Raw genomic sequence first — 19,701 nt, forward strand, 5'->3', positions numbered from 1 at the left:
TAGGGCGGGAGTACCCTCGCCGACATGACCACGTTCGTGCTCGCCGGCGGCTGCTTCTGGTGCCTCGACGCGGTGTTCCGCACCCTCGACGGGGTCTCAGCGGTCGTGTCCGGCTACACCGGCGGCCGGACGGCGCACCCCTCGTACGACGACGTCTGCACGGGGACGACCGGGCACGCCGAGGCGGTCGCGGTGACGTTCGATCCCGAGGTCCTCCCGGCCGACGTCGTGCTCGACGTCTACTTCACGCTGCACGACCCGCGGCAGCTCGACCGACAGGGCGCCGACGTCGGCACGCAGTACCGGTCGGCGATGTTCGCGGCCGACGACGAGCAGGTCGAGCTGTTCGAGACGGCCCGCGACCGGGCCGCCGAGACGTGGGGCGGAGGCGTCGTCACGACGATCGAGCGACTCGGCCCGTGGACCGAGGCCGAGCCCGAGCACCAGGACTTCTTCGCGAAGAACCCGGGCCAGGGCTACTGCACCGCCGTCGCGCTGCCGAAGGTGACGAAGGTGCGCAAGAGCTTCGCGAGGTGGGTGCTCGCGACCTGAGCGTGCGCCGTGCAGCTGCGCGGCGCACTCGATGATCCACTGCAGAGAGGACGGTGCTCGACGATGAGCGACCAGACCAGCACGACCAGCACGACCAGCACGACCGACGCCGCGGAGTCCGCCGGCCAGACCTGGGTCGCCGTCGGACCGGCGGGGACGGTCGGGTCGATCGGACGCACGGTCGACGGGTTCGTCGTCCGTCTCGTCGGCCGGCCCGAGCAGAGCGGCGAGTACCCGACCCTGGCCGTGGCCAAGAGCGCGCTCTTCGCAGCCCTCGGCCCCGGTGCCGAGTACCCGGAGTTCCACGAGCACTGAGCTCCTCGGGGCGACACCCCTCGTCCCTCCCCGTCGCGACGGGCCGAGCACCCCCTCCACAGGGAGGCGCGGTGCCCGCCCGCCCACCGGCCCGGTCCCGTGAGACTCCCCGCATGACAGACACCATCACCCTCACCGGGATCATCGCCACCGACCCTCGCGTCGTCACCACCGAGGCCGGCCTCGACATCGCCAGCTTCCGGCTCGCCTCGACCCACCGGCGCTTCGACCGCGTCAAGGACGAGTGGGTCGACGGCGACACGAACTGGTACACCGTCACCGCCTTCCGGTCGCTCGGCGCCAACGCGGGGCAGAGCCTCCACAAGGGCGAGCGGGTCGTCGTCCTCGGCCGCCTCCGTGTCCGGGCGTGGGAGGCCGGCGACAAGTCGGGCACGACCGTCGAGGTCGACGCGGACGCGATCGGCCACGACCTGCGCTGGGGCCGCTCGGCGTTCGTTCGCTCGACGTCCGCTGCGGCCGCCCCCGCGGGCGCGTCCGAGGCGACCGCAGGAGGCGCGGCGGGCGACGCCGCGACGGCTCCCGCTGTCGAGACGCCCGCCTCCACGTCCGGCGGATGGGCCACGGGCGGCGGCCCCGCCCTCGACGAGCAGGCCCCCTCGGCGGCCGGCACCACCGGGGAGGCCGCCCGCCACGAACCCGCCGACGCCGTCGACCGGGTGGGCGTGCCGCCCTTCTGACCCGCCGGGGGCGTCGGCATCCGACCCCGGCCCGCGTCGTAGGATCGTCACGGCCCTGACCGGGCCCGCCGAGGAAGGCCCCCCGTGACCCGTCTCCCACTCGTCGCCCTGCGCGCGGGCGCCGTCGTGCTCGTCGCCGTCGCGCTCGCCGGCTGCACGTCGGGCGAGACCGCCCCGAGCCCCGCGCCGACCACGGACGGCGCGACGCCCGCGCCCGACCCGACGCTCACGGCCGACTCCACGACCGACGAGGCGAAGGCGTTCTTCGACATGACGGTGTCGCGCCACCTCGACGGCGGCGGAGCCGGCGACGGCCGCACGATCGTCGACACGCTCACGGCGGCGGGCTTCGACAAGGCGGCCATGCAGGTGACCCCGGACTCGACGTCGATCGGGCGCGCGGCCGACACCGTGCAGTTCTCGGTGCTGTGGGGCAGCGACTGCCTCGTGGGCCAGACCGGGGCGACCGGGTTCGCCAGCGAGGTCGCGCCCGTCCTCGGCACCGGGTCCTGCCTGGTCGGCACCACCCGCACGATCGACTGGTGACGGCGCCCCACCGATAGACTGGTGGGCATGGCCGAATACATCTACTCCATGGTCCGTGCCCGCAAGGCGGTCGGCGACAAGCTGATCCTCGACGACGTGACCATGTCGTTCATCCCCGGCGCCAAGATCGGCGTCGTCGGCCCCAACGGTGCCGGCAAGTCCACGATCCTCAAGATCATGGCCGGGCTCGACACCCCCAGCAACGGCGAGGCCAAGCTCTCGCCCGGCTACACCGTCGGCATCCTCATGCAAGAACCGGAGCTCGACGAGACGAAGAGCGTCCTCGAGAACGTGCAGGAGGGCGTCGGCCCGATCAAGCAGAAGCTCGACCGCTTCAACGAGGTGTCGGCCGCGATGGCCGAGCCCGACGCCGACTTCGACTCGCTGCTCGCCGAGATGGGCACCCTGCAGGAGGAGATCGACGCGGCCGACGCGTGGGATCTCGACTCCCAGCTCGAGCAGGCCATGTCGGCCCTGCGGACGCCTCCGGGCGACGCCGAGGTCGCGAACCTCTCGGGCGGCGAGAAGCGCCGCGTCGCGCTCTGCAAGCTGCTGCTGCAGAAGCCCGACCTGCTGCTCCTCGACGAGCCCACCAACCACCTCGACGCCGAGAGCGTGCTCTGGCTCGAGCAGCACCTCAGCAAGTACCCCGGCGCCGTCCTCGCCGTGACGCACGACCGGTACTTCCTCGACCACGTCGCCGAGTGGATCGCCGAGGTCGACCGTGGTCGCCTCTACCCCTACGAGGGCAACTACTCGACCTACCTCGAGAAGAAGGGCGAGCGCCTCCAGGTGCAGGGCAAGAAGGACGCGAAGCTCGCCAAGCGCCTCTCGTCCGAGCTCGAGTGGGTGCGCAGCAACGCCAAGGGCCGCCAGGCCAAGTCGAAGGCGCGTCTCGCCCGCTACGAGGAGATGGCGACCGAGGCCGAGCGCACGAGGGTCCTCGACTTCGAGGAGATCGTGATCCCCGTCGGGCCGCGTCTCGGCTCGCAGGTCATCGACGCGAAGAAGCTGCGCAAGCAGTTCGGCGAGCGGGTGCTGATCGACGACCTCACCTTCACGCTGCCCCGCAACGGCATCGTCGGGGTCATCGGCCCGAACGGCGTCGGCAAGACCACGCTCTTCAAGACGATCGTCGGCCTCGAGCCCCTCGACGGCGGCGACCTGCGGGTCGGCGAGACGGTCGACATCTCGTACGTCGACCAGAGCCGCGGCGGCATCGACGCGAACAAGAACCTGTGGGAGGTCGTGTCCGAGGGCCACGACTACATCACGGTCGGCAAGACGGAGATCCCCTCGCGGGCCTACGTCTCGCAGTTCGGCTTCAAGGGCCCGGACCAGCAGAAGAAGGCCGGGGTGCTCTCCGGCGGTGAGCGCAACCGCCTCAACCTGGCCCTGACCCTCAAGCAGGGCGGCAACCTCCTCCTGCTCGACGAGCCCACCAACGATCTCGACGTCGAGACCCTGGGCAGTCTCGAGAACGCGCTGCTCGAGTTCCCCGGCTGTGCCGTGGTCATCACCCACGACCGGTGGTTCCTCGACCGGATCGCGACGCACATCCTCTCGTGGGAGGGCCTGAACGACGACGGCACCCCCAACTGGTACTGGTTCGAGGGCAACTTCGAGTCCTACGAGGAGAACAAGATCGAGCGTCTCGGCGCCGACGCGGCGAAGCCCAGCTCCGCCACGTACCGCAAGCTGACGCGCGACTGAGATGACCCGACTGCACGTGCCGACCCGGGTCCGCTGGAGCGACCTGGACGCGTACCGGCACGTGAACAACGCGTCGATGCTGCGCCTCCTGGAGGAGGCGCGCATCGACGCGTTCTGGGTGTCGGACGGCACGGTCGGCGAGACGTCGGGCGCCGCCGTGCTCGACGGCCGGCCGGACGCCGCCACGATGACCCTCATCGCGCGACAGGAGCTCGAGTACCTGGTACCGGTGCCGTACCTCCGCGCGCCCCTCGACGTGCAGATCTGGATCGGCCGTCTCGGCGGTGCCAGCCTCGAGGTCTGCTACGAGGTCTGGTCGCCCGCGGCGGTCGAGCCCGCCGTGCTCTACACGAAGGCGTCGACCTCGATCGTCCTCGTCGACACGGCGTCGGGGACGCCGCGACGCATCACGGACGACGAGCGCGCCGCCTGGACGCCGTTCGTCGAGGACCCGCTGACGTTCCGACGTCGCTGATCCGGGCCGTGAGCCGCTGATCGTTGCCGTCGGCCGCGCTCGGCCGGGTCAGGCGCGGGGGACCCGCACCATCCCCTCCTGGGCGACGCTCGCGACGAGCGTCCCCGAGCGGTCGTAGATGCGCCCGAGGGAGAGCCCGCGGCCGCCCACGGCTGTCGGCGACTCCTGCACGTAGAGCAGCCACTCGTCGACGCGGGCCGGGCGGTGCCACCACATGGCGTGGTCGAGGCTCGCGACCTTGAGCCCGGGCGTCACGAGCGGCACGCCGTGGCGCCGGTAGATCGGCTCGAGCAGCGTGTAGTCGCTGGCGTACAGCAAGGAGGCGCGGTGCAGGTCGGGGTCGTCGGGCAGGGCGCCCGTCGCGCGCAGCCACACGGCCTGGTGCTCGACGCGGGCGCCCTCGACGCTGAAGTAGACCGGCGACGGCACGTGACGCATGTCGAATGCACGATCGGCCGCCCAGGCCTGGGCGATCGGGTGGTCGACGGCGCCGAGCAGCTCGGCGTCGCTCGGCACGTCCTCCGGCTCGGGCAGGCCGTCGGGCATGGCGACCTGGTGCTCGAGGCCGTCGTCCGGCGTCTGGAAGGACGCGATCATCGAGAAGATCGGCAGTCCGTCCTGGGACGCCTGCGTCCGGCGGGTGGCGAAGGACCGACCGTCGTGGATGCGGTCGACCGTGAACGTGATGGGGATCGTGAGGTCGCCCGGCCGGAGGAAGTACCCGTGCAGCGAGTGGACGGGTCGGTCGCCGACGATGGTCCGCTGGGCGGCGACGAGCGCCTGCGCCATGACCTGCCCGCCGAAGACCCGGCCGAGCGGCTCGGGCTGCGACGTGCCGGTGAAGACGTCCTGTCCTCCGACGATGCCGGCCGGGGCGAGGTCGAGGGTGGCGAGCAGGTTCTGCAGGGGATCGGCGCTCATCCGATGTAGTTTAGGGGGCCGATGAGCCGTACATTCGCCCTCCCCGATTCCCTGTCCCTCAGCGACCTCGCGACCTTCCTGGGCCGTGCCGGCCGCGTCGAGGACGGCTCCGTGCGCCTCGTCGCCGGCTCCGGCGTCCTCGCGGTGTACGCCGCCGTCTTCTACCCGCTGGGGCTGCTCGACTCGAGCCCGACGGTGCTGGGCCTCCGCACGTTCCAGCTCGACGACGCCCCCGACTTCGACGCCGTGGTCCCCGTCCGCTCGCTGAAGGAGCGGCTCGTCCGGCTGCAGAACGACGTCGTCGACCCGACGGCACCCGTGACGGTCACGCTGCCGATCGAGGTCGCGACGGTCACCTGGGCGGCGATCTCGCCGCCCCGGGGCGGCTGGGTGCCGAAGGGCGCTGCCGACGCCCCGGCGCTCGACGCCGCGGCCACGGCGGGCATCGCCGAGATCGCCTCCGCCCTGCCCGAGAACGCGGGCGAGCAGATCGTCCACCGCGTGCGGTCCGACGTGTGGTCGCGCCCGGTCGAGGGCGTCGAGACCGTCCCCGCCGGGGCCGCGTTCGCCGCGCTCAGCCTCGGGTTCCTCGGCGAGGGCGAGGCGGTGTCGCTCTACGAGACCGGTGCCTGGACCCGGCTGACGACCAGCCGCGGCCACGTGCTGGTCAAGCGCCGGGGGCGTTGACCATGGCGTGGGCCGCCCGGTCGAGGTAGGCCCACAGCGTCGCGTCGTGGAGGGGCGAGAGCTCGAGCTCGTCGACCGCGGTGCGCATGTGGTGCAGCCACCGGTCGCGCGCCTCCGGCGTGACGGTGAACGGCATGTGCCGCATCCGCAGCCGCGGGTGGCCGCGCTCGTCGCTATAGGTGGTCGGGCCGCCCCAGTACTGCTCGAGGAACCCGGCGAGGCGCTGGATCGCGCCCTCGAGGTCGTGCTCCGGGTACATCGGCCAGAGCACGTCGTCGGTCTGCACGCCCTCGTAGAAGCGGCGGACGAGCCGCTCGAAGGTCGGCCGCCCGCCGATCTGCTGCCAGAAGTTGCCCTGGGCGTCGTCACGCCCGGCGCCGCTGCGCAGGGTGATCGGCTGGGAGGCGCCCGCAGGAGGCGGGCCGAGGGGGAGGTCGGTCACGAGCGCTTGCCCTTCGTGGGTCGGACGTGCGGGGTCGGCACGGTCTGCGGCGGGCGGGCGCCCTGCACCGAGGAGGCGCCGTCGAAGCCCGTGAGGACCACGCTGCTGAGCGAGGGGAGCGTGATGCCCAGCTCGTCCGTCGCCTTCTTGAGGCGCGATCGGAGCTCGCGGTCGACGTTGTCGCGCTCGGACGACCGGGTCTTGGACACGATGCGGATGACGACGTGCTCCTCGGCGATCGACTGCAGGCCCCAGACCTCGGGGGCGTCGATCATGCTGCGCCCCCACTTCGGCAGCGCCGCCATGTCGGTGGCCGCCTTGAGCATGGCCGCCTGGACCGTGTCGACGTCGGCCTCGTAGGGCACGGCGAGGTCGATGACGACCCGGGTCCAGCCCTGGGACATGTTGCCGACCCGGAGGATCTCGCCGTTCCGGACGAACCAGAGCACCCCGTTGACGTCGCGGATCTGCGTGACGCGGATGCCCACGGCCTCGACGACACCGGTCGCCGGGCCGACGTCGACGACGTCGCCGACCCCCAACTGGTCCTCTGCGACCATGAAGATGCCGTTGAGGAGGTCCTTCACGATGTTCTGGGCGCCGAACGCCAGGCCGGCGCCCACGACGCTGGCCGCGCCGACGATGGCGACGACGTCGAAGCTGAGCTCGCCGAGCACCAGCACGAGCGCGACGCCGGCGATCAGCACCGTCACGACGTTGTTGAGCACGCTGCCGAGCGTGCGCGTGCGCTGCACGACGCGGACCGCCTGCAGGGGCGACGCGATCAGGGCCTGGGTGTCGTCGACGTTCTGCTTGCGCTTGATCCCGCTGACGACCTGGTCGACCACGCGGCGGATCATGAAGTGCAACGCGACCCGCAGCAGCACGGCCACGACGACGATCGCGAGGATGCGGATCGGCACGCCCCACATCGCCCAGAAGGCGGCCCAGTCGAAGGGGTCCGTGACGACGGTGGAGTCGGTGGCAGGCGCGGCGAAGTAGTCGATCATCTCGTCAAGCTTCGCACGAGCCGCCGACGCCGCCCGGGAGCAGCCTGGACGCGAGAACGGCGGACCCTGTGAACAGGGTCCGCCGTCCGACGGTGATGCGGGAAGCGCGCGCGGCCCCCGAGGGACGCCCGCGCCTCGTGACTAGCGGGCGTCGACCGCCTGCACGCGCAGGGCGCGCTCGACGCCCGAGAGGCTCTCGACCACGATGCGGCGGAGCGCCGGCACGTCCGGGTTCGCGTCGAGCCAGGCGCGCGTCGCGTCGACCAGCTGCTGGTCGGCGAGCCCAGCCGGGTAGAGGCCAGAGACCAGCGTGTCGGCGATGTGGTAGCTGCGCGACTCCCAGATGCCCGTGATCGACGAGAAGTAGCGCTCGACGACGGGCCGCAGCACGGCAGGGTCGTTCGTGTGCTGGAAGCCCTGGGCGGTCGCGCGCACGATGGCGTTGGGCTGCTCGGCGCTGTCGACCACCGACGCGAAGGCGGCGAGCTTGCCCTCGGCCGTTGGGATCGCCGCGCGGGCGCGTGCGGCGGCCTGGGCGCCGTTGGCGGTGTTGTCCGCCTCGAGCGCGGCGTCGATCTCGGCCTCGCCGGCGGCGCCGACGAGCACGAGGCCCTCGAGCAGCTCCCAGCGCAGGTCGGTGTCGACCTCGAGCCCGTCGAGGGCCAGCGACCCGTCGTGCAGGGCGCGGAGGGCCTCGGCGTGCGCCGGGGTCGACGCGGCGGCGGCGAAGAACTTCACGAACTGGAACTGCGCGTCCGACCCGGCCTCCGCCTCCTTCGCCAGCTCGAGGAGGCGGTCGCCGACCTCGGCGAGCACCTCGGCCCGGCGGGACGGCGCCACGTAGCTGCGGGCCGTCTGCACCAGCTGGGTCAGGGTCGTGCGGATCGTCGTCGACTCGGTCTCGCTCGCGATGTTCGACAGCACGAGGCGGACGTAGTCGGAGGGCGAGGTCTCGGCGTCGCGCGTGGCGTCCCAGACGGAGCCCCAGACGAGGGCGCGGGCCAGCGGGTCGGAGATCGCCGCGAGGTGCTCGATCGCGGTGGCGAGCGACTGCTCGTCGAGGCGGATCTTCGCGTAGGCGAGGTCGTCGTCGTTGGTGAGCACGAGGGCCCCGCGGTGCTGGCCCACGAGCTCTGGCACCTCGGTGCGGGTGCCGTCGACGTCGATCTCGACCCGGTGCGTCCGCACCAGGGCGTCCCCGTCGAAGTCGTAGAGGCCCACCGCGAGGCGGTGCGGGCGGATCGTCGGGTAGTCGGCCGGCGCCTCCTGCAGGAGGGCGAACGACGTGATGACGCCGTCGGCGTCCGTCTCGATCTCGGGACGCAGCGTGTTGACGCCCGCGGTCTCGAGCCACTTCTCGCTCCAGCTGGTCAGCTCGCGGCCCGAGGTGGCCTCGAGCTCGACGAGCAGGTCGCGCAGCTCGGTGTTGGAGTGGTGGTGCTTCTGGAAGTACGCGGCGACGCCGGCGTAGAAGGCGTCGATGCCGACCCAGGCGACGAGCTGCTTCAGCACCGAGCCGCCCTTGGCGTAGGTGATGCCGTCGAAGTTCACCTGGACGTCTTCGAGGTCGTTGATCGTCGCGACGACGGGGTGCGTCGAGGGCAGCTGGTCCTGGCGGTAGGCCCAGCTCTTCTCCATCGCCTGGAACGTCGTCCACGCCTCGGTCCACTCGGTGGCCTCGGCCGTCGAGATGGTCGACGCCCACTCGGCGAACGACTCGTTCAGCCAGAGGTCGTTCCACCACTTCATGGTGACGAGGTCGCCGAACCACATGTGGGCGAGCTCGTGCAGGATCGTGACGACCCGGCGCTCCTTGATCGCGTCGGTCACCTTGCTGCGGAACACGTAGGTCTCGACGAAGGTGACGGCGCCCGCGTTCTCCATCGCGCCGGCGTTGAACTCGGGCACGAAGAGCTGGTCGTACTTGTCGAACGGGTACGGGAAGCGGAACTTCTCCTCGTAGTAGGCGAAGCCCTGACGCGTCTTCTCGAAGATGTAGTCGGCGTCGAGGAACTCGGTGAGCGAGCGACGCGTGAAGATGCCGAGCGGGATCGTGCGGCCGTCCGAGCTCGTGAGCTCGCTGCGCACGACGTCGTAGGGGCCCGCGACGATCGCCGTGATGTAGCTCGAGAGCACCGGGGTGGGCGAGAACGTCCAGGTGGCGACCTCGCCGTCGACGGAGGGCTCGGGCGTCGGCTGGTTCGAGACGACCTGCCAGCGGGAGGGGGCGGTCACGGTGAACTGGAACGTCGCCTTCAGGTCGGGCTGCTCGAAGACCGCGAAGACGCGGCGGCTGTCGGGCACCTCGAACTGCGAGTAGAGGTAGACCTCGTCGTCGACCGGGTCGACGAAGCGGTGCAGGCCCTCGCCGGTGTTCGTGTACTCGGCGTCGGCGACGACCTCGAGCACGTTCTCGGCGGCGAGGTCGTCGAGCTGGATGCGGACGCCGTCGTTCACGGCCGCCACGTCGAGGGCCGTGCCGTTCAGCGTGGCCGAGTGCACGGTGCGCGTGAGGGCGTCGATGAACGTCGAGGCGCCGGCCGTCGCGGTGAAGCGGACGGTCGTCGAGCTGCCGAAGACCTCGGCCCCGCGGGTCAGGTCGAGCTCGATCTCGTACGACTGCACGTCGACGACGCTCTTGCGCTCCTGCGCCTCGAGTCGGGTCAGGTTCTCTCCGGGCACGCTTGCTCCATCCGTCTTCAGGTGTCGTTGCGGGACTCGTGGTCCCCGGACGAGCCTAGACCGGCCCCCCGACGCCGGGGTGTTCACTGGGGGCATGACCGACACCGTCGCCCCCGCGCCCCACACCTCCGTCGACTTCTGGTTCGACCCCTCCTGCCCCTGGGCCTGGATGACCAGCCGCTGGGTCGACGAGGTCGCCCGTCACCGCGACCTCGACGTGACGTTCCACATCATGAGCCTGGCGGTGCTGAACGAGGACAACGACGTGAGCGACGAGTACAGGGCCGCCTTCGCCCGGATGCTGCGCTACACGCGGCTCGTCACCGCCGCCGGCGAGCTGCACGGCCAGCAGATCGTGAAGCCTCTCTACGACGCCCTCGGCACCCGCATCCACCCGGGCGGCGAGACCGACGCCGACGTCGTCATCCCCGCCGCGCTCGCCGAGGTCGGCCTGCCCGCCGAGTTCGCCGCCCACGCCGACTCGGACGAGTACGACGAGCAGATGCGGGCGAGCCACTTCGACGGCATCGGCCGCGTCGGCCAGGACGTCGGCACGCCCGTGATCGCCGTGAACGGCACCGCCTTCTTCGGTCCCGTCATCTCGCCGGCGCCGAAGGGCGAGATCGCACTGACCCTGTGGGACGGCGTGGTCGCCGCCGCCTCGTACCCGGGCTTCTTCGAGATCAAGCGCACGCGCACGGTCGGCCCGATCTTCGACTGACGCAGGGCCGTGGCCCGGGCCGTCCTAGGATCGACAGCATGCGCATCCACGTGGCGACCGATCACGCCGGTCTCGACTTCAGCAAGACCGTCATCCGTCACCTCTCCGACGCCGGCCACGACGTCACCGACCACGGCCCGACCAGCTACGAGCCGCTCGACGACTACCCGTCGTTCTGCATCGCGGCGGCCCGGTCCGTCGTCCGTGACCAGCGGGCCGGCCACGAGGCCCTCGGCGTCGTCTTCGGCGGCTCGGGCAACGGCGAGCAGATCGCCGCGAACAAGGTCGAGGGCGTCCGTGCCGCCCTGGTCTGGAACGACTCGACGGCGAAGCTCGCCCGTCAGCACAACGACGCGAACGTGATCGCCATCGGCGCCCGTCAGCACACGGAGGCGGAGGCGCTGGCCTTCATCGACGCGTTCGTCGCCGAGCCCTTCAGCCACGACGAGCGTCACGTCCGTCGCATCGCCCAGGTGGGCGAGTACGAGACCACCGGGGCGATCGCCGGGCACCCGGTCGACTGACGACGTAACGTCGGGAGCGGCGGGACCTCCGGGCCCCGCCGCTCCGTCGTCCCCCGTCGGATCGGCTCCGCCCGATCGACCCAGCCAGTGAGGTGCCGCCGTGCCCGAGGGCCATTCCGTCCACCGCATCGCCAACCAGTTCGAGCAGACCTTCGTGGGGAGCCGGTGCGAGGTGAGCTCGCCCCAGGGGCGGTTCGCCGCCGGGGCCGAGAAGCTCGACGGCGCGACGATGGTCGACGCCAAGGCCGTCGGCAAGCAGATGTTCCTCGAGTTCGACAACGGCCTCTGGCTGCACGTGCACCTCGGCCTCTACGGCGCGTGGGACTTCGCGGGCGACATCGCCACGGGCCACTCGATGGCCGAGTCGCGGACGCGTCGGGCTCGCACCCGCAAGGCGGAGGCGGCCCCCGACGACGACGGCGAGGACTCGATGGCGAGCATAGGGGCGCCGCGTCGCAGTCGCGTCCGGATGGCCGAGCAGGAGAAGGCCGAGGACGACATCGAGTCGTTCCCGCCCGAGCCCGTCGGCCAGGTGCGCGTGCGCCTGCTCACCGACACGGCCGTCGGCGACCTGCGCGGCCCCACGAAGTGCGAGGTCCTCGACGCCGCCGGGGTCGACACGGCCATCGCCAAGCTCGGCCCGGACCCCCTCGTGGACTCGCCCAAGAAGGGCAGCGACCGCTTCGTGACGACGGTGCGGAAGAAGCGCACCCCGATCGGCCTGCTGCTGATGGACCAGAGCGTCGTGAGCGGCATCGGCAACATCTACCGCGCTGAGCTGCTCTTCCGCGCGCGGCTCGATCCGCACACCCCCGGCAACCAGGTGCCCGAGGACGTGCTGAAGGCGATCTACAAGGACTGGACGAAGCTGCTCAGGAGCGGCGTCGAGCTCGGGCAGATGATGACGATGGACGGGCTCACGAAGGCACAGCACGCGAAGGCCCTGCGCAGCCGGGCCGACCGGCACTGGGTCTACCACCGTGAGGGCCTGCCCTGTCGGGTCTGCGGCACCAACATCGTGATGGAGATGGCCGCGGGTCGGAAGCTCTACTGGTGCCCGGTCGACCAGGTCTGAGCGCCGTGCCGTGTTACGTGCGTGTCACAGCTTTCAATCGAGGCTGAAACCTGTGCCAGGGTGGCTCCATGCGGCACACCCCCACGTTCGTCCTGTCCGACGTCGACGAGGTCAGGCGGCTCGTCCGCGAGAACCCCTGGGCCACGATCGTCGCGTCGACGGCTGACGGCATCGTGGCCTCGCACTACCCGGTGGTGCTCGAGGACGACCCGGCCGACCCCGACGCGATCGTGCTGGTCAGCCACGTCGGCCGGCCCGACGAGCGCTCGCTCGAGCTGGGCACCTCCGAGGTCATGGTGATCGTCCAGGGGCCTCACGGCTACGTGTCTCCCGGGTGGTACCCCGCCGAGCAGATCATCCCGACCTGGAACCACGTCACGGCGCACCTCTGGGGCACGCCCGAGATCCTGTCGGACGACGAGAACTTCCGCGTGCTCGGCGAGCTCGTCGACCACTTCGAGCGCGTCATGCCCGAGCCGTCGACCCTCACGCTCGACGAGGAGGGCTCGCGCCGTGTCGCGAAGGGCACCGTCGGCATCCGGCTGCGGGTCACCCGGTTCGACGCGCGCGCCAAGCTGAGCCAGAACAAGGCGCCCGAGGTCGTCGACCGCATCGTGGACGAGCTCGAGCACGGCGAGCACTACGCGCAGCCGGCCCTGGCCGCCGAGATGCGTCGGGTCCGCGACCGGTGAGCGCGGTCCTGCCCGGCACCGGCACCGATGCCGGACCCGAGAAGGCGCGTCCCGTCCTCCTGAGGAACGCCCGCCTCGCCGGCGTCCACAGCCCCGAGGACGCCGCCCGGGTCGACGTCCTCCTCCGTGGAGGTGTCGTCGCCGAGATCGGCCAGGGGCTCGTCGCGGTCGAGGGTGCCGACGTCGCCGACGTCGTCGACCTCGCCGGCCGGTGGCTCGGGCCGGGCCTCTGGGACTCCCACGTGCACATGGACCAGTGGGCGCTCGTGCGTCGTCGCCTCGACGTGTCGGCGGCCGGGTCGGCCGCCGAGGCCGCGTCGCTCGTGGGGGAGCGCCTCCGCTCGCAGCCCCCGGCGCCCGGTGAGCCCCTGATCGGCTACGGGTTCCAGGACGCGCTCTGGGCCGACGAGCCCACCAGGGCCCTGCTCGACGCCGTCTCCGGCGACGTCCCCGTCGTGCTCGTCAGCAAGGACCTGCACTCCGTCTGGCTCGACTCCCGGGCCCTCGCGGCCCACGGTCACGCCGGCCACCCGACGGGCCTGCTGCGCGAGGCGGACGCCTTCGCCGTGAGCACCGCGGTCAGCGCCGTCTCGGAGGACCAGCTCGACGAGTGGGTGGCCGAGGCCGCCGAGGCCGCCGCCGCGCGAGGCGTCGTCGGGATCGTCGACCTCGAGATGACCCTCTCGGTCGACCGCTGGGCCCGCAGGGTGGCGGCGGGCACGACGTGCCTCCGCGTGCGCGCCGGCGTCTACCCGGCCGACCTCGACGAGGTCGTCGCCCGCGGCCTGCGCACCGGCGACGTGATCCCCGGCACGCACGGCCTCGTCGAGATGGGGCCGGCCAAGATCATCACCGACGGCTCGCTCGGCACCCGCACCGCGTGGTGCCGGGACGCCTACGTCGGCATGGAGGGCGACCCCGCGGCGCGGGGCGTGGCGACCTACGGGAAGGAGGCGCTCGTCGCCTACCTGAGACGCGCCTCCTCGGCGGGCCTGGTGCCCGCGGTGCACGCGATCGGCGACGCGGCGAACGCGTCGGCCCTCGACGCCCTCGAGGAGGTCGGCTGCGGCGGCTCGATCGAGCACGCACAGCTGCTCGACGCGGACGACGTCGCGCGGTTCGCGCGGCTCGGCATCGTGGCCAGCATCCAGCCCGAGCACGCCATGGACGACCGCGACGTCGCCGACCGGCTGTGGGCGGACCGCACCGGGCGCTCGTTCGCGTGGGGGAGCCTCGCCGAGGCGGGGGTGCGCCTCCAGCTCGGCTCGGACGCGCCGGTGGCGCCGCTCGACCCGTGGGTGGCGATCGCCGCGGCCGTCTGGCGGGCGCGTGACGGCCGCGACCCGTGGCACCCCGAGCAGCGGCTGGCGGCGCGCACCGCGCTCGCCGCGTCGACCGGCGGCCGGACCAGGGTCGAGGTCGGCTCGGCGGCCGATCTCGTCGTGACCGAGTGCGACCCGCTCACCGCCTCCGACGACGAGCTGCGGCACCTGGCCGTCTCGGCCACGCTGCTCGGCGGGCGCTGGACGCACCGGGCGCTCTGACCGACGCCTGTCGTGTGTCTTCGGTGTTTCGTCGTGATGAAGGTTTCAAAAAGTAGTGAAACTTTTGAGCGCGAAGTCTTCCGCTCGACCGTGTCCGCTCCCTAACGTGACAGCACGCCGTCCCGTCACGGCATCGGAGTGCACCACCCGAACCGCCCCAGGGCGCTGGAGGACACACATGAGAGCCACCCGAACGACCCTTGCCGCAGCCGTCACGGTCGCCGCCCTCGCCCTCGGCGGCTGTGCCGCAGGAGGCGGCTCCTCCGGCGCCGACGCGGGCGGGACCCTCGTCTACGCCACGGCCGAGCCGGACCACCTGACGCCCGGGCGCCAGACCGTCGCGTTCACGCAGGTGATGAGCCTGTTCGCGCCGCTCGTCTCGGTCGACGCCGACAACGCCGTCACGTACGTGCAGGCCGAGTCGGTCGAGTCGGACGACGCGACCACGTGGACGATCGTCCTGCGCGACGGCTGGACCTTCCAGGACGGCACGCCGGTCACGGCCCAGAGCTACGTGGACGCGTGGAACTACACGGCCGACGCCGCGAACGCCTTCGAGAACAGCGGCCAGCTCGCGGGGATCGCCGGCTACGACGACCTGAACCCGGCCGAGGGCGACCCGACCGCGAGCACGATGAGCGGCCTCTCCGTCGTCGACGACACGACCTTCACGGTGCAGCTGTCGCACGCCGACAGCCAGTTCCCGCTGCAGCTGAGCCAGGCGCAGACCGGCTTCTACCCGATGCCCGAGTCCGCCTACGACGACATGGAGGCGTACGACCGCCAGCCCGTCGGCAACGGCCCCTTCGAGATGACCGAGCCGTGGGTCGACGACGCCGAGTTCACGGTGTCGAAGTACGACGGATACCAGGGCGACGACGCGGCCCAGGTCGACGACATCACCTACCGCAGCTACAGCGACCAGAACACGGCCTACACCGACGTGCTCGCGGGCAACGCCGACGTGCTGTTCCTGCCCGCGTCGAAGATGACGTCCGCCGAGGCCGACTTCGGCGACCGCCTGTACTCGTTCGACGCCCCCGGCATCGACTACCTCGGGTTCCCCCTGACCGACGAGCGCTACTCGGACGTCCGGGTGCGCCAGGCGATCTCGATGTCCATCGACCGGGACGCCGTGAACACGGCCATCTACGGCGGCCTCTACGAGCCCGCGACGGCCTTCACCCCGTCCGCGATGGACGGCACGCCCGAGGGCCTCTGCGGCGAGTTCTGCGAGTTCGACCCCGACGCGGCCCAGGCCCTGCTCGAGGAGGCCGGCGGCTTCGACGGCACGATGGAGATCGTCTACCCGGGCGGCAGCGGCCTCGACTCGCTCTTCGAGGCCTACGCGAACCAGATCCGGCAGAACCTCGGCGTCGAGGACGTCGTGGCGAAGCCGAGCACCGACTGGGCCGAGTACTACCAGGGCCTCGTCGACCGCACCACGTCCGGCCCGCACTTCGGCCACTGGGGCGCGCTCTACGTCAGCCAGCAGAACACCCTGCGGTCGCTCTTCACCGAGGCGGGCGGCTGCTACGACTGCACCTGGTACAGCTCGCCCGAGGTCGACGCGCTGCTCGACGAGGCGGACCAGGCCGCGACGCCGGAGGCGGCGACCGACGCCTACCGCGCGGTCCAGGAGGAGGTGCTCGCGGACTTCCCCGTCGCGCCGACGTTCTCGGACAAGTACTCGTACGTCACCAGCGAGAAGGTCGCGACCCTGCCTCAGGCCGCCGGCAGCCCGATCGTGCAGGGGATCACCCTGAAGTGACGATCGACGACCGCGCCACCCGCCCCGCCCCCGCCGTGGTCGGCTCGACGGACGACATCGTCCGCCGGGCCGGCTCGGTGCCCCCGCTCGACGGCTTCCCCACGCTCGACGCCCTGGCCGAGCGCTTCGCCCGGATCGAGCGCGAGAACCCCGGTCTCGTCGCCAGCCGCCGCGTCGCGACGAGCCGCCTCGGCGAGCCCATCCGGATGTATTCCATAGGCACAGCCTCGATAGGTGCAGCCTCCAGCGGTGCAGCTTCGACGGGCACCGCCTCCCGGAACCACCTGATCGTCGGCGGCGTCCACCCCAACGAGCCGATCGGCTCGTGGACGGCGATCCACCTCGCCGAGACGCTCTGCGCCGACGCCGAGCTGCGCGAGTCGCTCGGCGCCGTCTGGCACATCGTGCCGAGCATCGACCCGGACGGCGGGCGCCTCAACGAGGGCTGGTTCGCCGATCCGGGCGACCGCGGCCACTACGCGCGTCGCTTCTACCGCCCGGCGCCGGACGAGCAGGTCGAGTGGACCTTCCCCACGTCGTACGGGGACGCCTACTTCGATCGCGTGATGCCCGAGACCCTCGGCCTCATGCGCCTGATCGACGAGCTGAGGCCCGAGCTCTACGTCAGCCTGCACAACGGCGAGATGGGCGGCGTCTACTACTACCTGAGCCGGCCGGTGCCCGAGCTGACGGAGGCGCTGCACGCCGTCCCTGCCTCGCTCGGCCTGCCGCTCGACACCGGCGAGCCCGAGTCGCCGTACCTCGAGCAGTACGCGCCGGCCGTCTTCGGCACCGGCACGATCGCCGACGCCTACGACTACCTCGAGTCCCTGGGGGTCGAGGCCGCGGTCGAGATCGGCGGGTCGTCGTCGAGCGAGTACGCGAGCCGGCACGGCACCCTCGGCCTCGTGGCCGAGCTGCCCTACTGGAAGCACCCCGACGCGGACGACACCTCGCCCACGGACGAGGCCTACTCGGCCCTGCTGCTCCGCACCAGCGCCCGGATGACGGAGACGGGGGAGGCGCTGGCCGGCCTGCTCGCCCGTGCCGAGCCGGCCCTCACGATCGAGTCGCCGTTCCTCCGCGCCTCACGCGCCTTCGTGCCGATGCTGATCCGGATGGGAACGGTGGATCGCACCCGGGCGGCCGATCCGGCGTCGGCACGACCCGCGACCGTCACCGAGCGCTTCTCGTGCGAGGACCTCGTGCACTGCTTCCGCCTGCGCTACGGCGGGATGCTGCTGCGCGCGCTCGAGGTCGAGTCCGCCGCGGGGACGGCGTCCGCGCCGCTCCGCCGGCTCGCCGAGGAGGCGGCCGTCCTCTACGCCACCTGGCAGGCCGAGGCCGCGGCCGACGACCGTGCCGAGGTGATCCCGATCGCGAGCCTCGTCGGCGTGCAGTACGGGGCCGTCCTGGCCGCTGCCGCCCACCTCGCGGGCACGGGCCGGCCGGCCGCCGCCGCCGCCGCCGACCCTGCCCCGACCCCGACCCTGCCGCCCGCCGAGGGCTCGCGATGAAGACCGCGCTGGCCGTCGTCGAGCGCGTCGGCGGACTCGCCGTCGTCTTCGTCGGGGTCACCTTCGTCATCTACTTCACGGTGTTCGCGCTGCCCGGCGACCCGATCCGGGCGCTGGGCGGCGACCGGCCCCTCAGCGACGCGGTCGTCCGAGCGCTCCGGGCCGAGTACCACCTCGACGAGCCGCTCTGGCAGCAGTACACCCGGTACATCGGCGGGCTGTTCCGCGGCGACTTCGGCACGACGTTCACCGGCCAGTCGGTGGGCGACCAGATGGCCAGCCGCTGGCCCGTCACGGTCACGCTGGCGCTGTCGGCGTGGCTGCTCGAGATCGTCGTCGGCATCGGGCTCGGCGTGCTGTCGGCGCTGAGGCGCGGCACGCTGGTCGACAAGGCGATCCTGGGCGGCACCATCGTGGCCAGCGCGATCCCCGTGTTCGTCGTGGGGGTCACCCTCCAGCTCGTGTTCGCGGTCCGGCTCGACTGGTTCCCCGTCGCCGGCGTGACGGCCGGCTGGCCGGCCGCCTACGCGCTGCCCGCGATCGTGATCGCCCTCTTCGGGCTGGCCTCCGTCTCCCGCCTGACCCGCGCCTCCGTGCTCGAGAACCTCAGCTCCGACTACGTGCGGACGGCCAGGGCCAAGGGGCTCGCCCCCCGACGGGTGATCGGCGTGCACGTGATGCGGAACTCGCTGATCCCCACCGCGACGTTCCTCGCGACCGACCTCGGCTACCTGCTCGGCGGCACGGTCATCATCGAGGGGATCTTCAACCTGCCGGGGGTCGGCAACCTCCTGTTCGGGGCCATCCGCAGCCACGAGGGCGCGACGGTGGTCGGCATCTCGACCGCGCTGATCCTCGTCTTCCTCGTCACCAGCCTCCTGGTCGACGCGATCCACGCCCTGCTCGACCCGAGAGTCCGACGATGACCGAGAGCTTCACGACCCCCGTCGCCCCGTCCCTCGCCGGCGGGCGTCGTCATCCGCTGCGGCGGGCCGTCCGTCGGCCCGGCTTCGTCGTCCCTGCGGTCGTCGTCCTGCTGCTGACGCTGATCGCGGTGTTCCCCGGCCCGTTCGCCGGGCTCTTCGGCAACGGCGACCCCCGGGTCTGCGACCTCGGCCTCAGCGGCGCCGACCCGACCGGCGGGCACCCGTTCGGGTACGACCTGCAGGGCTGCGACGTATGGGCCAACGTGATCCACGGCACCCGCGCCTCCTTGTCGGTCGGCCTGCTCACGACGGTGCTCTCGATGGTCGTCGCGATCGTGGTCGGGACGATCGCGGGGATGCGCGGCGGGATCGTCGACGCCGCGCTCTCGCGCCTCACCGACGTGTTCCTCGGGTTCCCCCTGCTGCTCGGCGCGGTCGTCGTGCTGAACAGCGCCGGCGAGCGGTCGGTCCTCACCGTCTCGCTCGTGCTCGCCCTGTTCGGCTGGCCGACGATGGCCCGCCTGGTGCGCGGCTCGGTCCGGTCGGTGCGCCAGGCGGACTTCGTCCTCGCGGCACGGACGATGGGGCTCTCGACCTGGCGGATCGTCACGCGCTACGTGCTGCCGAGCTCGCTGTCGCCCGTCTTCGTCGTCGCCACCATCACGGTGGGCGGGGTCATCGTGGCCGAGAGCTCGTTGACGTACCTCGGCATCGGCCTCGAGGCACCGGCGATCTCGTGGGGCCTGCAGCTCGCGAGCGCGTCGAGCCAGTTCCAGAACGCGCCCCACCTCCTCGTGTTCCCGGCCCTGTTCCTGGCCGTGACCGTGCTCAGCATCATCAGCCTGGGCGACACCCTCCGTGCCGCCCTCGACCCTCGTCGCCAGCAGTGA

At 71.9% G+C, this 19,701-nt stretch carries 20 protein-coding genes; 16 read left to right on the forward strand and 4 right to left on the reverse strand.

From position 1 onward, the window contains the following. Positions 1-24: 24 nt before the first annotated feature. The 6 genes from msrA to IFT77_RS09470 all read left to right on the forward strand — a co-directional run bounded on the left by msrA (position 25) and on the right by IFT77_RS09470 (position 4,299). Positions 25-552, forward strand: a complete 528-nt coding sequence (gene msrA, locus IFT77_RS09445; protein ID WP_192169822.1) for a peptide-methionine (S)-S-oxide reductase MsrA — start codon at positions 25-27, stop codon at positions 550-552. Positions 553-615: 63 nt separating this feature from the next. Then, positions 616-867 carry a methyltransferase gene (locus IFT77_RS09450; protein ID WP_192169823.1) on the forward strand — a complete coding sequence of 84 codons (252 nt, stop codon included), beginning with the start codon at positions 616-618 and terminating at the stop codon, positions 865-867. A 113-nt stretch (positions 868-980) separates the two neighbouring features. Continuing rightward, positions 981-1,565 (forward strand): single-stranded DNA-binding protein, encoded by a 585-nt coding sequence (locus IFT77_RS09455; RefSeq protein ID WP_192169824.1) that lies wholly within the window; start codon positions 981-983, stop codon positions 1,563-1,565. Between the two features lie 84 nt (positions 1,566-1,649). Continuing rightward, on the forward strand, positions 1,650-2,111 hold the full coding sequence (locus tag IFT77_RS09460) for a hypothetical protein (RefSeq protein ID WP_192169825.1): 462 nt from the start codon (positions 1,650-1,652) through the stop codon (positions 2,109-2,111). 27 nt (positions 2,112-2,138) lie between these two features. Continuing rightward, a complete protein-coding gene (gene ettA / locus IFT77_RS09465) occupies positions 2,139-3,824 on the forward strand; it encodes an energy-dependent translational throttle protein EttA (RefSeq protein ID WP_192169826.1) in 1,686 nt (561 codons plus the stop codon). 1 nt (position 3,825) lies between these two features. Continuing rightward, positions 3,826-4,299: a thioesterase family protein gene (locus IFT77_RS09470; RefSeq protein WP_192041228.1), complete on the forward strand. Its 474-nt coding sequence runs from the start codon at positions 3,826-3,828 to the stop codon at positions 4,297-4,299. Between the two features lie 48 nt (positions 4,300-4,347). Here the strand turns inward: IFT77_RS09470 and IFT77_RS09475 are convergent, their stop codons facing one another. After that, positions 4,348-5,220 carry an acyl-CoA thioesterase II gene (locus tag IFT77_RS09475; protein WP_192041229.1) on the reverse strand — a complete coding sequence of 291 codons (873 nt, stop codon included), beginning with the start codon at positions 5,218-5,220 and terminating at the stop codon, positions 4,348-4,350. Positions 5,221-5,241: 21 nt separating this feature from the next. On the opposite strand from IFT77_RS09475, the gene IFT77_RS09480 reads away from it, so the two are divergent. Beyond that, positions 5,242-5,907, forward strand: a complete 666-nt coding sequence (locus IFT77_RS09480) for a hypothetical protein (protein WP_192169827.1) — start codon at positions 5,242-5,244, stop codon at positions 5,905-5,907. Here the strand turns inward: IFT77_RS09480 and IFT77_RS09485 are convergent. The 3 genes from IFT77_RS09485 to pepN all read right to left on the reverse strand — a co-directional run bounded on the left by IFT77_RS09485 (position 5,888) and on the right by pepN (position 10,041). Continuing rightward, positions 5,888-6,295, reverse strand: a complete 408-nt coding sequence (locus IFT77_RS09485) for a globin (RefSeq protein ID WP_123548365.1) — start codon at positions 6,293-6,295, stop codon at positions 5,888-5,890. The two genes, IFT77_RS09480 and IFT77_RS09485, sit on opposite strands and share 20 nt — an antisense overlap. Positions 6,296-6,345: 50 nt before the next feature. Continuing rightward, a complete protein-coding gene (locus IFT77_RS09490) occupies positions 6,346-7,359 on the reverse strand; it encodes a mechanosensitive ion channel family protein (RefSeq protein ID WP_244638617.1) in 1,014 nt (337 codons plus the stop codon). Positions 7,360-7,500: 141 nt separating this feature from the next. After that, complete coding sequence (pepN, locus tag IFT77_RS09495; protein WP_192169828.1) at positions 7,501-10,041, reverse strand: aminopeptidase N; 2,541 nt, start codon at positions 10,039-10,041, stop codon at positions 7,501-7,503. A 94-nt stretch (positions 10,042-10,135) separates the two neighbouring features. Between pepN and IFT77_RS09500 the strand changes: the two genes are divergently transcribed. The 9 genes from IFT77_RS09500 (at position 10,136) to IFT77_RS09540 (ending at position 19,701) form a co-directional block, all read left to right on the forward strand. Continuing rightward, positions 10,136-10,762: a DsbA family protein gene (locus IFT77_RS09500; RefSeq protein ID WP_192041232.1), complete on the forward strand. Its 627-nt coding sequence runs from the start codon at positions 10,136-10,138 to the stop codon at positions 10,760-10,762. Positions 10,763-10,800: 38 nt separating this feature from the next. Then, positions 10,801-11,286, forward strand: coding sequence for a ribose-5-phosphate isomerase (locus IFT77_RS09505; RefSeq protein WP_192041233.1), 486 nt, complete (start codon positions 10,801-10,803; stop codon positions 11,284-11,286). A 100-nt stretch (positions 11,287-11,386) separates the two neighbouring features. Further along, positions 11,387-12,361 carry an Fpg/Nei family DNA glycosylase gene (locus IFT77_RS09510; protein WP_192041234.1) on the forward strand — a complete coding sequence of 325 codons (975 nt, stop codon included), beginning with the start codon at positions 11,387-11,389 and terminating at the stop codon, positions 12,359-12,361. A gap of 68 nt (positions 12,362-12,429) precedes the next feature. Further along, the gene (locus IFT77_RS09515) at positions 12,430-13,053 is read left to right on the forward strand and encodes an FMN-binding negative transcriptional regulator (RefSeq protein ID WP_192169829.1); all 624 of its coding nucleotides are present in this window, start codon (positions 12,430-12,432) and stop codon (positions 13,051-13,053) included. Beyond that, positions 13,050-14,597 carry an amidohydrolase gene (locus tag IFT77_RS09520; protein WP_371741004.1) on the forward strand — a complete coding sequence of 516 codons (1,548 nt, stop codon included), beginning with the start codon at positions 13,050-13,052 and terminating at the stop codon, positions 14,595-14,597. The genes IFT77_RS09515 and IFT77_RS09520 overlap by 4 nt, the downstream gene beginning before the upstream one ends. A gap of 178 nt (positions 14,598-14,775) precedes the next feature. Next, positions 14,776-16,368, forward strand: coding sequence for an ABC transporter substrate-binding protein (locus tag IFT77_RS09525; RefSeq protein ID WP_192041236.1), 1,593 nt, complete (start codon positions 14,776-14,778; stop codon positions 16,366-16,368). Next, the gene (locus tag IFT77_RS09530; RefSeq protein ID WP_371741005.1) at positions 16,365-17,885 is read left to right on the forward strand and encodes a M14 family zinc carboxypeptidase; all 1,521 of its coding nucleotides are present in this window, start codon (positions 16,365-16,367) and stop codon (positions 17,883-17,885) included. The genes IFT77_RS09525 and IFT77_RS09530 overlap by 4 nt, the downstream gene beginning before the upstream one ends. Next, entirely contained in the window at positions 17,882-18,811 is a 930-nt protein-coding gene (locus tag IFT77_RS09535) for an ABC transporter permease (RefSeq protein ID WP_192041237.1), read from the forward strand. Before IFT77_RS09530 ends, IFT77_RS09535 begins: the two co-directional genes overlap by 4 nt. After that, a complete protein-coding gene (locus IFT77_RS09540) occupies positions 18,808-19,701 on the forward strand; it encodes an ABC transporter permease (protein ID WP_192041238.1) in 894 nt (297 codons plus the stop codon). Before IFT77_RS09535 ends, IFT77_RS09540 begins: the two co-directional genes overlap by 4 nt.

It is taken from the genome of Frigoribacterium sp. CFBP 13729 (assembly GCF_014841875.1).
Lineage (GTDB): Bacteria > Actinomycetota > Actinomycetes > Actinomycetales > Microbacteriaceae > Frigoribacterium.